Below are 14,534 nucleotides of genomic sequence, written 5' to 3'. Positions count from 1 at the left end.
GAGAAGGGTCGGCCCACCGGCCCTTCCACCGCCCACCCTACGTCGGTAAGGGTCACCTACCCTCGGCCGTTCGTATGATGGACGCGTTTTTGAGACGGCTGAGACCGCGTGATACCCCGCCGCTCCATGATTCCTCGATTCCGCCCGCCCGTGAGGGTGACGCTCCCCACTCCCACCCGTCCGTGTCGGTGGAGGCCGTGCCCCGCCGGGCCCGTCGCCGGCGGGGATTCCGCGGGCGGGACGGGGCCGCCCCGCCCGTGGAGCCCTAGGAGTTCAGGTAGGTGAGCACGGCGAGCACCCGGCGGTGATCCCCGTCACTCGGCGAGAGGCCCAGCTTGAGGAAGATGTTGCTCACGTGCTTCTCCACCGCCCCGTCGCTCACCACCAGCTGCCGGGCGATCGCCGAGTTGGTGCGGCCCTCCGCCATCAGCCCCAGCACCTCGCGCTCCCGGGGGGTCAGTCCGGTGAGGACGTCCTGCTTGCGGCTGCGGCCCAGCAACTGCGCCACCACCTCCGGGTCCAGCGCGGTGCCGCCCTGCGCCACCCGTACCACCGCGTCCACGAACTCCCGGACGTCGGCCACCCGGTCCTTCAGCAGATAGCCCACGCCCCGGCTGGATCCGGCGAGCAGCTCCGTCGCGTACTGCTCCTCCACGTACTGGGAGAGCACCAGCACCCCCAGCCCCGGGTGGCTCCGGCGGAGCCGGACCGCCGCCCGCACCCCCTCGTCCGTGTGCGTCGGGGGCATCCGCACGTCCGCCACCACCACGTCGGGGAGGTCGCCCGCCGCCGCCAGCTCCGTGATCGTCTTGATCAGGGCGTCCGCGTCGCCCACCCCGGCGACCACCTCGTGACCCCGGTCCGTCAACAGCCGGGTCAGCCCTTCGCGCAGCAGGACCGAATCCTCCGCGATGACGACCTTCACCCTTGTCTCCACGTTCGCTGGCCCCCTGTGTCACCCGAATCCGAAGGGTCCAGCATCCCAGTTCGTCCGGCTTCCCCCGCCGACCGGGCGCACCCGGCCGTGGGGCGGGTGCGGGGAGGGGGTGTCGCCCGCAGCCCGGCCCGTCCGGCCCGCCCTCAGGTGCGCCAGGGCAGCTCGGCCGTGACGCGGGTCGGGCCGGCTACGGGGGAGTCCACCACCAGCACGCCGTCGACGGCGCCGAGTCGTTCGGCGAGGCCGGCCATGCCGGTGCCGCCGTCGAGGGTGGCGCCGCCGATGCCGTTGTCGGTGACCTGGAGGAGGAGGCGGTTCTCGGAGCGCCAGACGTCGACGGTGGCCCGGGTGGCGCGGCTGTGCTTGCTGACGTTCTGGAGCAGTTCGGAGACCGTGAAGTAGGCGATCCCCTCGATCGCGGGGGCCGGCCGGGCCGGCAGGTCCACCTCCACCCGTACCGGGACCGTGCACCGGGTGGCCACCGAGGAGAGGGCGGCGTCCAGTCCGCGGTCGGTGAGCACCGCCGGGTGGATGCCGCGCGCCAGGTCCCGCAACTCCTGGAGCGCCGTCTTCACCTCGCCGTGCGCCTCGTTCACCATGCGCGCCGCCTCCTGCGGATCCTCGGCCAGCTTCTCCTTGGCCAGCCCCAGGTCCATGGCGAGGTTGACGAGCCGGGCCTGGGCCCCGTCGTGCAGGTCCCGTTCTATGCGCCGCAGGTCGGCCGCCGCGGTGTCCACCACCACGCCGCGGTCCGCCTCCAGCTCCACCACGCGGGAGGCCAACAGGGACGGGCTGAGCAGGGCGAACACCAACAGGCGGTCCACCATGGTCAGCCCCCGGACCACCCACGGCGTGGCCAGGGTGAGCACCAGGCCCGCCAGGGCCGTCATCGTCAGTTCGAAGGCGTTGTCGATGACGATCGAGTTCTCCCCGTCCGAGAGGATCTGCATGCCCTCCTGGTCGGTGTACCGGGGGAACACCCAGTGCCACAGCGGATAGGACAGCAGCCCCAGGGCGAGCGTCCAGAGGGTCACCGCCACCGTGAACGCGAACACCGCCCAGGGGAGGTGCACCACCATGTAGAGGAGGTTGCGCCAGGACGATCCGCTCTTGAAGAGGGCGCCGATCCAGCCCATCAGCCCCGGCCGGGCCATCCGCAGCGGCTCGGCGTGACCGATGTCCATGCCGAGCAGCGCCCGGGCCCGCCCCCGCTCCAGCGCGGCGAAGCCGCGGGCCGCCGACAGCGTCGCCGCGAGCACCGGCACGCCGAGGAAGGTGATCAGCAGGCCGGCGCCCAGCGACACCATCGTCACCGCGAAGGCGAACATGATCACGCTGATCGGCAGCCCCAGCAGGACGTATCCGAACTCGCGCCAGGTCCGCCCGGCGACGGGCGCCCGCAGCCCCATGGGGAGCGTTCCGCGGCCTGACCCCGCCGACCCGGGACGGTGCTGCCGTCCGTACCCCTGTCCGTACTCCGTGGCCATCCTCGTCGTCCTTCTCTCGTTCGTGCCGCTGCTCGCGCCGGTCGGGCCCGCCGCCCCCGGTTCCCGCCGGCGCCCCGTCCGGGGGCCGTCGACGTACCTCCAGACTCCTCGTCCCGCCCGCTCGACGCCATGAGGCACGTCTCCGTTTCCGGCGGGGGGTTTTCCCCACCCCAGGCCCCCGGTTTTCCGCAGGGCGCCCGTCTGCCGGCCGGGCGCCCCCCGGACGCCGCGTGCGCGCCCGGCCGGTCGTCGCGGGCGCGCACGTGGTGGGGCGCGGGCCTACCGGCGGCGCTGGGCGGGGGACGGGGAGCGCCCCGGCTCCCGGTCCCGCCAGGGGAGCTCGGCGGTGACCGTGGTGGGGCCGCCGGCGGGGGAGTCGACCACGAACAGGCCGTCGACGGCGCCGAGTCGTTCGGCGAGGCCGGCCATGCCGGTGCCGCCGTCGAGGGTGGCGCCGCCGATGCCGTTGTCGGTGACCTGGAGGAGGAGGCGGTTCTCGGAGCGCCAGACGTCGATGCTCGCCCGGGTGGCGCGGCTGTGCTTGCTGACGTTCTGGAGCAGTTCGGAGACCGTGAAGTAGGCGATTCCCTCGATGGCCGCCGCCGGCCGGCTCCCCAACTCGGTCGTCACCCGTACCGGGACCGTGCACCGGGTGGCCACCGAGGAGAGGGCGGCGTCCAGTCCGCGGTCGGTGAGCACCGCCGGGTGGATGCCGCGCGCCAGGTCCCGCAGCTCCTGGAGGGCGAGCTTCACCTCGCCGTGCGCCTCCTCGACCATCGCCGCGGCCGTGTCCGGGTCCTCCAGCAGCTTCTCCTTCGCCAGCCCCAGCCCCATCGCCAGGTTGACCAGCCGGGCCTGGGCCCCGTCGTGCAGGTCCCGTTCGATGCGTCGCAGGTCCGCTGCCGCCGTGTCCACCACCACCCCGCGGTCCGACTCCAGCTCCGCGATGCGGCGCTCCAACTCGTCGGACGGGCACAGCAGCCCCCGCACCATCATCCGGTCGACGTTGGTCAACGCCCGGGCGAGGAACGGCAGCACCGGCCACAGCGCCACCAGGCCGATGAGCGTCACCGAGAAGGTGAACACCACCCACGGCATCCGGACGACCTGGTAGAGCATGGTGCGCCAGCCCACCGGATCGGTCAGGCAGGTGCGCATCCGCGTCCACCAGGGACGGCCCCGCAACGGCAGGGCGCTGGGCTCGTCCACCCGCACCTTCAACAGGCGCCGCGCCCGGGCCCGCTCGACGGACCCCAGCCGTCTCCCGCCCAGCAGACCGAGCGCGAGCAGGGGCAACCCCACGGCCGTCACGGAGAGCCCCGCGCCGACGGCCAGCGACACCACGGCGTACACGAAGCCGAGCAGGCCCATCGGAAGGTTGAGCAGCAGATGGGATATCTCCCGCCAGGTCTGCGGCTCGAAGGCCACGCGCGCGGGCGGCAGGGCCTCGGTGGCGGCCTCGCCGCCGGTCCGCTTCCCGGCCGTGCGTCCGCCCCGGGCGGTGGCGTCCCGGTTCCGGGCGGAAGGAGTCATGCGTGCGGTCATGGGGAAAGCGTGCCTGGTCACGGCGGGCCACGCCATGAGGGGAGCCGCCATCTCGTCCTGTGGATAACCCCACCCCGACGGTCGCGCAGGCCCGTCCCGGCCCGGCCGCCACCGCCACCCCGGCCGGCCCGGCGGGCGCCCCTCGCCCCGGGCCGTCCACGGCTCCCCGGGGGGTCCGTCACCGTTCCCGCCCCGGCCCGCCGTCGGTGACGGACTGCTCACACGCCCGTGAGCAGGGCCTAGACTCCCGTGCGTAGAGAGCGTCGACACACAGCGCACCACTGGCGCCCCACCCGTTCCGCCGTCGGCGTCGGGTCCGGGGCCGCGGGTGCACGAGGCAAGGAGCGGGGGGCGGACGTGCCGGAACCGACCGTTCTCGCGGAGGGCTCGCAGAGCTACTTCTCGTCGTACTCCGTCGTGGGCCTGCTGGCCCTGGTCGGCGTGGTCTTCGTCGCGGTCGCCTTCGGCGCCGGACGCTTGCTGCGCCCCGTCGTGCCCACCCCGGAGAAGCTCCTCACCTACGAATGCGGCGTCGACCCGGTCGGCGAGGGCTGGGCGCACACCCAAGTGCGCTACTACGTGTACGCGTTCCTCTACGTGATCTTCGCCGTCGACTCGATCTTCCTCTTCCCCTGGGCCACCGTCTTCGCGGATCCGGCGTACGGGGCGACCACCCTGGTGGAGATGTTCGTCTTCCTCGGCTTCCTCGCCGTGGGCCTGCTCTACGCGTACAAGAAGGGCGTCCTGACATGGACGTGACCCCATCCGCGTCCGCCGCGGACCCCGCCGATCCGGCGCCGGCGCCCGCTCCGGCAGCCGCCGTGCCGTTGCCCGAGCCCCGGCGGCTCGGGGTGCTCTCCCGGCTCGCCCCCGAACCGATGAAGGTCGTCCTCAACTGGGGGCGCCGCTACAGCCTCTGGGTCTTCAACTTCGGACTGGCCTGCTGCGCCATCGAGTTCATCGCCGCCTCGATGTCCCGGCACGACTTCATCCGGCTCGGTGTGATCCCCTTCGCTCCCGGCCCCCGACAGGCCGATCTGATGATCGTCTCGGGTACGGTCACGGACAAGATGGCACCCGCCGTCAAGCGGCTGTACGAGCAGATGCCGGAGCCCAAGTACGTCGTCTCCTTCGGCGCCTGCTCCAACTGCGGCGGCCCGTACTGGGACTCCTACTCGGTCACCAAGGGCGTCGACCAGATCATCCCCGTCGACGTGTACGTGCCCGGCTGCCCGCCCCGCCCGGAAGCGCTCCTCCAGGGCATCCTCAAGCTCCAGGAGAAGATCGCCCGCGAGTCGCTGGGGGAGCGGTACGGGACCGGGGGCCGGCCCTCCGCCGCCGCGCTCCAAAGCGACCCGGTCCACCCCCCGGCCCGGCCGACCGGGCCGGTCGAGGGCGAGGGGAACGACCGATGACCGGTTGGCTGCCCGCCCCCGTCACGGACCTCTTCGGCCCCGGTGCCACCGCCGAGGAGTCGTACGAGGTCCTGACCGTCGACGTGCCCGCCGCCGACTGGCTCGCCGCGCTGGAGCGCGCGCACACGGACCTCGGCTGCACCTTCTTCGACTGGCTGAGCGCCGTCGACGAGGGCGGGACCGGGTTTCACGTGTCGGCGCACCTGGTCGCCCTCGACCCGGTGCGGCGCCTGCTGGTGCGGACGACGGTGCCCCGCGGGAGCGCCGTCCTGCCCACGGCGGTCGGCGTCTACGCCGGCGCCGCCTGGCACGAGCGCGAGACGCACGAGATGTTCGGGATCGACTTCACGGACCACCCGGGGCTGGCGCCGCTGCTGCTGCCCGAGGGCTTCGAGGGCCATCCGCTGCGCAAGGACTTCGTCCTGGCCGCCCGGGTGGTGAAGGCGTGGCCCGGGGCCAAGGAACCGGGCGAGTCCGAGCACGGCGGCCCCAAGCGCCGGCAGATGCTGCCGCCCGGGGTGCCCGACCCGAACGAGTGGGGTCCCCTCAAGGGGACGTTGCCACCCGCTCCGGCGCGAGGCGCCGCGCGCGCGGGTGCGGCGGGGCGCACGGGTGCCGCTGCGCGCGCCGGAGCCGCGGGCCGCGGAGCGGGCGAACGCCCGGCGCGACGCACGCGCTCGGCCTCCGGGGGCTCGGCGAGCCAACAGACGACCGCCCCCGAGACCGCCACCCCGGCCCCGCCGACCCCCACCGACCCCGCGCCCGACGCGCCGGGGGACACCGGCACGACGGCCCGGCCGCCGCGGCGCAACCGGTCCGCCGCGAGCGGCTCCGCCTCGCAGCGGACCGCCCCCGCGCCGGAACCCACCGGCGGACCCGCCACCCCGGGCGGCACCTCCTCCGACGCGCCCTGGCACCACGCCCGGCCGGCCTTCGACGACAACCCGCCCCGCGCCGACGCCCCGCCGCCCGGGCCGGAGCGCGAGCACCCCACCGGGCCCACCGCACCCGAGCCGCCGGCCGACCCGAGCGCCCCCGAGCGCCCACCTGCCCCCGAGCGCCCGCCGAACGACCCGGGCGCCCCCGCCGACCCGGGCGCCCCGGATGACGGCGAGGGCCACCCGGACGACGGCCACACCCCAGGAACAGGAGGCACGCAGTGAACGACGCACTCGACGTCGCCCTGCGGCTCCTCGTCGTCTTCGCCGTCTTCCTCGTCCTGCCGCTGGTCATCGGACAGACCGAGCACAAGGTGATGGCCCACATGCAGGGTCGTCTCGGCCCGATGTACGCGGGCGGCTTCCACGGCTGGGCCCAGCTCATCGCGGACGGCGTCAAGTTCGCCCAGAAGGAGGACATCGTCCCGGCCCGGGCAGACCGCAGGATCTTCCAACTCGCTCCGGCCGTCGCCCTGCTGCCGTACCTGCTCGTCCTCGTGGTCGTCCCGGTCGGCCCGGGGGAGGGCGCGGTCGGGGTGGTGCTCGACGCGGGGGTGTTCTTCGCGCTCGCCGTGATGGGCGTCAGCGTCCTCGGCTCGCTGATGGCGGGCTGGGCATCGGCGAACAAGTTCTCGCTGCTCGGCGGCTTGCGCACGGCCGCGCAACTGCTCGCCTACGAACTGCCGATGCTGCTCGCCGCGGCCTCGGTGGCGATGGCGGCCGGCACGGTCTCGCTGCCCGGGATCGTCGACGCCTTCGAGTGGTGGTGGCTGCCCTGGCAGATCGTCGGCGCGCTGGTCTTCTTCGTCGCCGGACTCGCCGAGCTCCAACGTCCGCCGTTCGACATGCCGGTCGCCGACTCCGAGATCATCTTCGGTGCCTACACCGAGTACACCGGCCTGCGGTTCGCCCTCTTCCTGCTCGCCGAGTACGCCGGGATCGTCGTGCTGTGCGCACTGACCACCGTCCTCTTCCTGGGCGGCTGGCACGGCCCGTTCGGCGCCGACGGCCTCGGCTGGGTGTGGACCCTGCTGAAGGTCGCCGTGCTCGCGTTCGTCGTCATCTGGCTGCGGGTGAGCTACCCACGGCTGCGGGAGGACCAGCTCCAGCGCCTCGCCTGGACGACGCTCGTCCCCCTCGCCCTCGCCCAGATCGCCCTCACCGGCACCGTCAAGGTGGTGATGTGACCGTGGCCGACGCGCCCCAGGACGGTCCGCGCAGGTTCCCCGGATCCGGTCTCGCCAAGGGACTGGCCGTGACCCTGCGCACCATGACCCGCAAGTCCGTCACCGCCCGGTACCCCGAGGTCCAGCCCGAACTCCCGCCGCGCACCCGGGGGGTCATCGGACTCTTCGAGGAGAACTGCACGGTCTGCATGCTGTGCGCCCGGGAGTGCCCCGACTGGTGCATCTACATCGACTCCCACAAGGAGACCGTGCCGCCCGCGGCCCCCGGCGGCCGGGAGCGCAGCCGCAACGTGCTCGACCGGTTCGCCATCGACTTCTCGCTCTGCATGTACTGCGGCATCTGCATCGAGGTGTGCCCCTTCGACGCCTTGTTCTGGTCCCCGGAGTTCGAGTACGCCGAGACCGACATCCGGGAACTCACCCACGAGCGGGACAAGCTCCGCGAGTGGATGTGGACGGTGCCGGCGCCCCCCGCACTCGACCCCGCCGCCGAGGAACCCAAGGAACTCGCCGCCGCCCGCAAGGCCGCGGAGAAGCTGGCCGCCGAAGCCGAAGCGAAGGCCCGGACCGAGGACGGGGCCGCCCCGGGTCAGGAGGGATCCGCGTGACCCCCGCCACCGCGTTCGCCGCCGGGACCACCGGGTTCCTGTCCCCGACCGGCGTCGAGATCGCCTTCCTGCTCGTCGGCCTGGTCACCCTCGGAGCCGCCGTCCTCACGGTCACCACCCGACAACTCGTGCACGCCGCACTGTGGCTGGTGGTCGCGCTCGGCGGCATCGCCGTCGAGTACCTGCTGCTCACCGCCGAGTTCATCGCCTGGGTGCAGGTGCTGATCTACGTCGGGTCCGTCGTCGTCCTGCTGCTGTTCGGGCTGATGCTCACCAGGGCCCCGATCGGACGCTCCCCGGACGCCGACTCGGGCAACCGGTGGGTGGCCCTCGGGGTCGCGCTGGCCGCCGCGACCGTGCTGGTCTGGGTGGTCGTGGACGCCTTCCGCACCGTCCGCCTCGACCTCGACGGCGCCGCCCAGGGCTCCACCGGGGTCATGGGCGCGGCGCTCTTCCAGCACTGGGTACTGCCGTTCGAGGCGCTCTCGGTGCTGCTGCTCGCGGCCCTGGTGGGCGCGATCGTGCTCTCCCGCCGGAAGCCCGGGCCCACCGAACCCGAGGCCCCGGCCCGCCGCCCCGGCGGCCCCCGCCGGACGCCCGCCGCCCCCGGCCGTGCCCGCGCCGGCGCCCGCACCCCGGCGCGCACCCCGGCCCCCGCCGAGCCCGCCGACGACGGCCACGGCGCCGGAGCCCCGAAGGCCGGAGCCCCTGACGCCGCGGCGCCGGACGCCGGAACGCCACCGCGGACGGAGACCGACTGATGCACCTCGCCTACCCCGCGGTCCTCTCGGTCCTCCTCTTCTGCACCGGGCTCTACGGCGTGCTGGCCCGGCGTAACGCGATCCTGGTGCTGATGTCCGTCGAGCTGATGCTCAACGCCGTCAACCTCAACCTCGTCGCCTTCGACGTCTGGCTGAGCGAAGCCGCCCGCGACACCCTGCACTCCGGTCAGGCGCTGACCCTCTTCACCATCGCCATCGCCGCCGCCGAGATCGGCATCGGCCTGGCCATCGTCCTCGCCGTGTACCGGGCCCGCGGCACCTCCGCCGTCGACGGACTCCGCGACACCGCCGAGACCGGACCCGGCCCGCTCGACGGCCCGGACGGCTCCGGCACCCCGGCACCCACTCCTAAGGCCGCCGCGTGACCACCACCACCCTCGCCGCCCTCGTCCCCGCCCTGCCGTTCCTCGGCGCCCTCGCCGGGCTGGCCCTCGGCCGCACCGCCCCCGGCTTCGTCCGTCCGCTGGCCGTGCTGCCGACGCTGGCCGCGCTGGTGCTGGCCGTCCTCGTCGCCGCCCGGCAAGGCGGCGGACGGACCCTCGAAGCGGCCACCCAACTGACCCCCACCGGCTCGGTCCCCATCGACCTGGCGCTGCACCTGGACGGCTTCGCGGTCCTCGTCGCGGTCCTCGTCACCGTGGTGGCCACCTGCGTGCAGATCTACTCCACGGCCTACCTGCGCCACGACCCGCGCTACCCCTCGTACGCGGCGCTGGTGTCCCTGTTCACCTCCGCGATGCTCCTCGTCGTCTACTCGGGCGACCTGATGGTGCTCCTGGTGGGCTGGGAGGTCATGGGCATCTGCTCGTACTTCCTGGTCGGCCATTACTGGGAGACGCCCGAAGCCCGGGCCGCCTCGCTCAAGGCGTTCCTCGTCACCAAACTCGGCGACGTCCCCTTCCTGATCGGACTCTTCGCACTCGCCGCGGACGCCGGCTCCTTCCGCATCTCCACCGTCCTGGCCGCCGTCTCCGGCGGCGGACTCGACCACCCGACGCCCATCGCCCTGCTGCTCCTGGCCGGAGTCGCCGGCAAGTCGGCCCAGTTCCCGCTGCACACCTGGCTGCCCGACGCGATGGCCGGCCCCACCCCCGTCTCCGCGCTGATCCACGCCGCCACGATGGTCGCCGCCGGCGTCTACTTCGTGGCCCGGCTGCTGCCCGTCTTCACCGCCTCCGCCGCCGCACTGGCCGTGCTCGCCGCGATGGCCGCCGTCACGATGCTCGGTTCGGCGCTCGCCGCGCTCGCCCAGGACGACATCAAACGCGTCCTCGCCTACTCGACGATCGGTCAGCTCGGCTACCTGACCGCCGCGCTCGCCGTCGCCGACCCGGGCGCCGCCGTCTTCCACCTCCTCTCCCACGGTGCCTTCAAGGCGCTGCTGTTCCTTGCCGCGGGCGTGGTCATCCACGCCGCCGGCACCAACTCGCTCACCGCCATGTCCAGGATGCGGAACCTGCGCGCCCGCATCCCGGACGCCTTCTGGACGATGACCGTGGCCCTGCTCGCGCTCGCCGCGATCCCCCCGTTCAGCGGCTTCTTCTCCAAGGAGGCCGTCCTGGTCGGCGCCGAGCACGCCGCCCACGGCGACACCCCGGGCGTCCCCACCGCGGTCGGCTGGACCGTCCTCGCCGCCGGGCTGCTCACCGCCCTCCTCACCGCCGCCTACGCGATCCGCCTGTGGCTGCTCGTCTTCCGCGGCCGGGGCACCGAGGAGGCGCCCGACCACGGCCCCCAGCCGCTCGCCATGACCGGCGTGCTGTGGGTGCTCGCCGTGCCCTCCCTCGCCTTCGGCCTCACCGCGGGCGTGCTGCCCGACTGGTTCGGCGGACAGTCGCTGTCACCGACCCTGACCACCTCCGTCCTCGGTACCGGCGCCGCCCTCATCGGCGCCCTGCTGGTGTACGGCACCTGGCGCCAGACCGCCCCGGCCACCCGGACGCCGCTCCCCACCCCGACCCCCCACCCCGACGAGGACGGCTCCCTGGTCGAGGCGGAGGCCCTCGCCGCCCACGAACGCGCCTACGGCTACCTGGCCGCCGCACCCGACCCCGGCGACCCCGGACGGCTCCTGCTCGGACCGCTGCACCGCCACGCCGCCGAGGGCTTTCACCTCGACGCCGCCTACCGCGCGCTGTTCGTCCGCCCCGTGCTCGCCGCCGCCCGACTGGTGCACTTCCTGGACCGCGAGGTCGTCGACACCTACGTCCGCGGTGCGGCGGCCCTGCCCCGCTGGCTCGGCGCCGCCGCCCGTCGCGCCCAGACCGGCAACGTGCAGACCTATCTGAGCGTGCTGTTCGCGGGCACCGTCGTCCTGGCGATCGCCGCCGTCCTCGTCGCCACCGCCGGAGCGTGAGCCGCCGTGATCGATATCAACGAGTCCGTGATGCAGTTCCTCCTCGCGTTCGTCGTGCTCGGCCCGCTCCTGGGCGCCGTCACCGCCCTGTTGCCGGCCCCGCCCGGACTGAAGGGGAAGTCACCCGAACAGGCCGTGCTCCGCCACGGCACCACCGTGACCGGCGCGGTCCTCCTCGCTGCCCTCGTCCTCGCCCTCGGCTTCGACCACGACCGGCCGTCGACGATGCAGGCCACCACGGACATCAGCTGGATCCCCGCGCTGGACGTCCGCATCCACCTCGGCGTCGACGGCATCTCCCTCCCCCTCCTCGTCCTCACGGCGCTGCTGACCTTCCTGTGCGCCCTGTACGCCTACGGCAAGCCGCCCGCCGGGCCGTCCCCCCGGGCGTTCGTCGCCCTGGTGCTCCTCCTGGAGACGGGCACCCTGGCCACCTTCGCCGTCCTCGACCTGTTGCTGTTCTTCCTCGCCTTCGAGACGGTCCTCATCCCGATGTACTTCCTCATCGCCCGCTGGGGCGGCGCCGGCCGCACGGCCGCCGCCGGGAAGTTCATCCTGTACACGCTGCTCGGTTCGGTCGTCATGCTGCTCGGCCTGCTCCTCATCGGGCTCAGGGCGGGCACCTTCGACATGGTGGCACTCGCCACTGACAACGGCCGCTCGCTCAGCACGTCCCTCCAGGTCATCGCCGTCCTGGCGATCGGCATCGGGCTCGCCGTGAAGACCCCGATGTGGCCGCTGCACAGCTGGCTCCCGGACGCCCACACCGCCGCCCCGACCGTCGGCTCCGTCCTCCTCGCGGGCGTCCTGCTGAAGATGGGCACCTACGGCTTCGTCCGCATCCTGCTGCCGGCCGCCCCGGACGGGATGCACGTGCTCGCCCCGTACCTGGCCGCCTTCGCCGTCGTCGGCATCCTCTACGGCTCGCTGGCCTGCCTGGCGCTGGCCCGGCCCGGCGCCGGCGGCGACCTCAAACGGCTGATCGCCTACTCCTCGGTCGGTCACATGGGCTTCGTCCTCCTCGGCATCGCCACCCTCACCCCCACCGGCGTCAACGGCGCGCTCTTCGCGAACATCGCCCACGGCCTCATCACCGGACTGCTGTTCTTCCTGGTCGGCGCACTCAAGGAACGCACCGGCACCACCGACCTCGACGCCCTCGCAGGCACCACCGGCGCCGCCCTGTACGGCACCGCTCCCCGCCTCGGCGGACTGCTCGCCTTCGGCGCCGTCGCCTCCCTGGGCCTGCCCGGACTCGCCGGCTTCTGGGGCGAGATGCTCGCCATGTTCGGGGCCTTCGACCCCGCGGACGGCCTCAACCGCCCCGCCTACCTCACCTTCATGGCCCTCGCCGGCCTCGGCACCCTGCTGACCGCCGCGTACCTGCTCCTGGTCGTCCGCCGCGTCTGCATGGGCACGCCGAAGCCGACCGCCGACCCCGCGGGCCCGCCGGCCCTCCCGGACGTCCACCGCCACGAGTACGCCGCCTGGGCCCCGCTCGTCGCGCTCACCGTCCTCGCCGGACTCTGGCCCGCGGTGCTGCTGAGCCTCACCGACCCGGCCGTGCAGCAACTCCTCTCGGGAGGCAAGTCGTGACCCCCGCCGTCGCGGACGTCGTGAAGCTCGTCCAGTCCGTGGACTGGGTCGCCATCGCCCCGCCCACCATCACCGCCGTCGCCGCACTGCTCGTCCTGGTCGCCGACCTCTTCGTCCCGCAGCGCCGCAAGCACCTGCTCGGCTGGGCCTCGGCCGGGGCGCTCGCCCTCGCCGCGCTGTCCCTGCTGCCCCTCGTCGGGGACGACCGGGGCACCTTCTGCCGCCGCTCCGCCGCCGACACGTGCAGCTACACCGCCGACCAGTTCACCCTGGTCGTGCAGGTGCTGGTCCTCGGCGGCGCCCTGATCGCGGTGCTCCTCTCGGTCACCCTGCTCGCCGACGACGCCCACGGCACCACCGGTGGTGCCGGGACCCGCGCCCTCCCCGACGGGGAGTACTGGTTCCTGCTGCTGTGCTCCGCGGCCGGCGCCGCCCTGCTGCCCGCCGCCCGCGACCTCACCACCCTGGTCGTCGCCCTCGAAGTCGCCTCCCTGCCCGCGTTCGCCCTGGTGGGACTGAAGTTCGGCGACCGGATGTCCGCCGAAGCGGCCCTGAAGTTCTTCCTGTCCTCCGTCACCGCCACCGCCGTGACCCTGATGGGCGTCAGCTTCGTGTACGCCGCCACCGGCAGCATGTACCTCACGGAGATCGCCGCCGCCCTCACCGAGGTGGACGGGCAGTTCGCGACCCTCGCCCAGGTGGGCGTCGTCCTCACGCTCGTCGGCTTCGCCTTCAAGACCGCCGCCGTACCGTTCCACTTCTGGGTGCCCGACACCTACGTGGGCGCCCCGCTGCCCGTCGCCGCCTACCTGTCGGTCATCGGCAAGGCCGTCGGGTTCACCGGACTGGTCCTGGTCACCGTCCTCGCCTTCCCCGCCTACGCCGACGTGTGGGGCCCCGCCCTCGCGGTGCTCGCCGCGCTCACCATGACGGTCGGCAACGCCGCCGCCCTGCGCCAGTCGGCCACCCGGGCCCGCGGCGCGGTGCGCCTGCTGGCCTGGTCCTCGGTCGGCCAGGCCGGCTACCTGCTGGTCCCGATCGCCGCGGCGGCGTACCCCGCCGGAGGCGCGGACGCCGCCGCCCACGCCGAACGCGCCGTCGGCTCCACCCTCGCGTACGCCCTGATGTACGCGGTGGTGAACCTCGGCGCCTTCGCCGTCGTCGCGCTGGTCGCCCGCACCCGCCCCTCGAACCGCCTGGACGACTACCGCGGCCTGTACGCCGAGCGCCCGCTCACCGCCCTGGCACTCGCCTTCCTCCTGCTCTGCCTCGCCGGACTGCCGCCCGGGATCATCGGCCTGTTCGCCAAGGTGACCGTCTTCTCCTCCGCCGTCGACGCCGGCCTCGGCTGGCTCGCCGTCGTCATGGCCGTCAACGTCGTCATCGCGCTCGCCTTCTACCTCCGGTGGACGGCCCTGCTCTTCCGCCACCCCGAGGCGGCACCCGCCCCCGCGGCGCCGGGCACGCCCCCCACGGTGCCCGCCGCCCCGGCCTCGGGCACCGCGGTCACCGCCACCACCACGGTCACCATCGCCCCGACCTCCGTGCCGCCGGTCGCCGCCGATCCCGTTCCGCTTGCGGTCGCGATCGTCCTGACCACCGCCCTCGGCCTCGTCCTGTCCGTCGCCCCGCAGCTCGTGCTGCGGTTCGCCGACACGGTCCTGTTCTGACGTTCCCCGCGGC

Annotated in this window: 13 protein-coding genes; 10 read left to right on the top strand and 3 right to left on the bottom strand. The window is 73.7% G+C overall.

Annotation, left to right across the window (positions count from 1 at the left end; genetic code table 11):
* Positions 1-265: 265 nt before the first annotated feature.
* The 3 genes from ACSMX9_RS10510 to ACSMX9_RS10500 form a co-directional block, all read right to left on the bottom strand.
* The gene (locus ACSMX9_RS10510) at positions 266-937 is read right to left on the bottom strand and encodes a response regulator transcription factor (RefSeq protein ID WP_351248232.1); all 672 of its coding nucleotides are present in this window, start codon (positions 935-937) and stop codon (positions 266-268) included.
* 143 nt (positions 938-1,080) lie between these two features.
* The gene (locus ACSMX9_RS10505; RefSeq protein WP_445401833.1) at positions 1,081-2,424 is read right to left on the bottom strand and encodes a sensor histidine kinase; all 1,344 of its coding nucleotides are present in this window, start codon (positions 2,422-2,424) and stop codon (positions 1,081-1,083) included.
* 279 nt (positions 2,425-2,703) lie between these two features.
* Complete coding sequence (locus ACSMX9_RS10500) at positions 2,704-3,969, bottom strand: sensor histidine kinase (RefSeq protein WP_445401831.1); 1,266 nt, start codon at positions 3,967-3,969, stop codon at positions 2,704-2,706.
* Positions 3,970-4,326: 357 nt separating this feature from the next.
* Here ACSMX9_RS10500 and ACSMX9_RS10495 point away from each other — a divergent pair, with 357 nt between their 5' ends.
* The 10 genes from ACSMX9_RS10495 (at position 4,327) to ACSMX9_RS10450 (ending at position 14,521) form a co-directional block, all read left to right on the top strand.
* The gene (locus tag ACSMX9_RS10495) at positions 4,327-4,728 is read left to right on the top strand and encodes an NADH-quinone oxidoreductase subunit A (protein WP_351248237.1); all 402 of its coding nucleotides are present in this window, start codon (positions 4,327-4,329) and stop codon (positions 4,726-4,728) included.
* Positions 4,719-5,384: an NADH-quinone oxidoreductase subunit B gene (locus ACSMX9_RS10490; RefSeq protein WP_445401829.1), complete on the top strand. Its 666-nt coding sequence runs from the start codon at positions 4,719-4,721 to the stop codon at positions 5,382-5,384. Before ACSMX9_RS10495 ends, ACSMX9_RS10490 begins: the two co-directional genes overlap by 10 nt.
* The gene (locus tag ACSMX9_RS10485) at positions 5,381-6,547 is read left to right on the top strand and encodes an NADH-quinone oxidoreductase subunit C (protein WP_445401827.1); all 1,167 of its coding nucleotides are present in this window, start codon (positions 5,381-5,383) and stop codon (positions 6,545-6,547) included. The genes ACSMX9_RS10490 and ACSMX9_RS10485 overlap by 4 nt, the downstream gene beginning before the upstream one ends.
* Positions 6,544-7,509 (top strand): complex I subunit 1/NuoH family protein, encoded by a 966-nt coding sequence (locus tag ACSMX9_RS10480; protein ID WP_351248243.1) that lies wholly within the window; start codon positions 6,544-6,546, stop codon positions 7,507-7,509. Before ACSMX9_RS10485 ends, ACSMX9_RS10480 begins: the two co-directional genes overlap by 4 nt.
* Positions 7,510-7,592: 83 nt before the next feature.
* Positions 7,593-8,117, top strand: a complete 525-nt coding sequence (locus ACSMX9_RS10475) for a 4Fe-4S binding protein (RefSeq protein ID WP_445402949.1) — start codon at positions 7,593-7,595, stop codon at positions 8,115-8,117.
* Positions 8,114-8,878, top strand: a complete 765-nt coding sequence (locus ACSMX9_RS10470) for an NADH-quinone oxidoreductase subunit J family protein (RefSeq protein ID WP_445401825.1) — start codon at positions 8,114-8,116, stop codon at positions 8,876-8,878. Before ACSMX9_RS10475 ends, ACSMX9_RS10470 begins: the two co-directional genes overlap by 4 nt.
* Positions 8,878-9,264, top strand: a complete 387-nt coding sequence (gene nuoK / locus ACSMX9_RS10465) for an NADH-quinone oxidoreductase subunit NuoK (RefSeq protein ID WP_445401823.1) — start codon at positions 8,878-8,880, stop codon at positions 9,262-9,264. The genes ACSMX9_RS10470 and nuoK overlap by 1 nt, the downstream gene beginning before the upstream one ends.
* Positions 9,261-11,255: an NADH-quinone oxidoreductase subunit 5 family protein gene (locus tag ACSMX9_RS10460; protein ID WP_445401821.1), complete on the top strand. Its 1,995-nt coding sequence runs from the start codon at positions 9,261-9,263 to the stop codon at positions 11,253-11,255. The genes nuoK and ACSMX9_RS10460 overlap by 4 nt, the downstream gene beginning before the upstream one ends.
* Positions 11,256-11,261: 6 nt before the next feature.
* The gene (locus ACSMX9_RS10455) at positions 11,262-12,851 is read left to right on the top strand and encodes a complex I subunit 4 family protein (protein ID WP_445401819.1); all 1,590 of its coding nucleotides are present in this window, start codon (positions 11,262-11,264) and stop codon (positions 12,849-12,851) included.
* Positions 12,848-14,521 (top strand): NADH-quinone oxidoreductase subunit N, encoded by a 1,674-nt coding sequence (locus ACSMX9_RS10450; RefSeq protein WP_445401817.1) that lies wholly within the window; start codon positions 12,848-12,850, stop codon positions 14,519-14,521. The genes ACSMX9_RS10455 and ACSMX9_RS10450 overlap by 4 nt, the downstream gene beginning before the upstream one ends.
* The last annotated feature ends 13 nt before the right edge of the window (positions 14,522-14,534 follow it).

It is taken from the genome of Streptomyces sp. LE64 (assembly GCF_052606915.1).
Note: the sequence above shows the minus strand (reverse complement) of the source record. Positions and strands in the feature narration are given on the sequence as shown.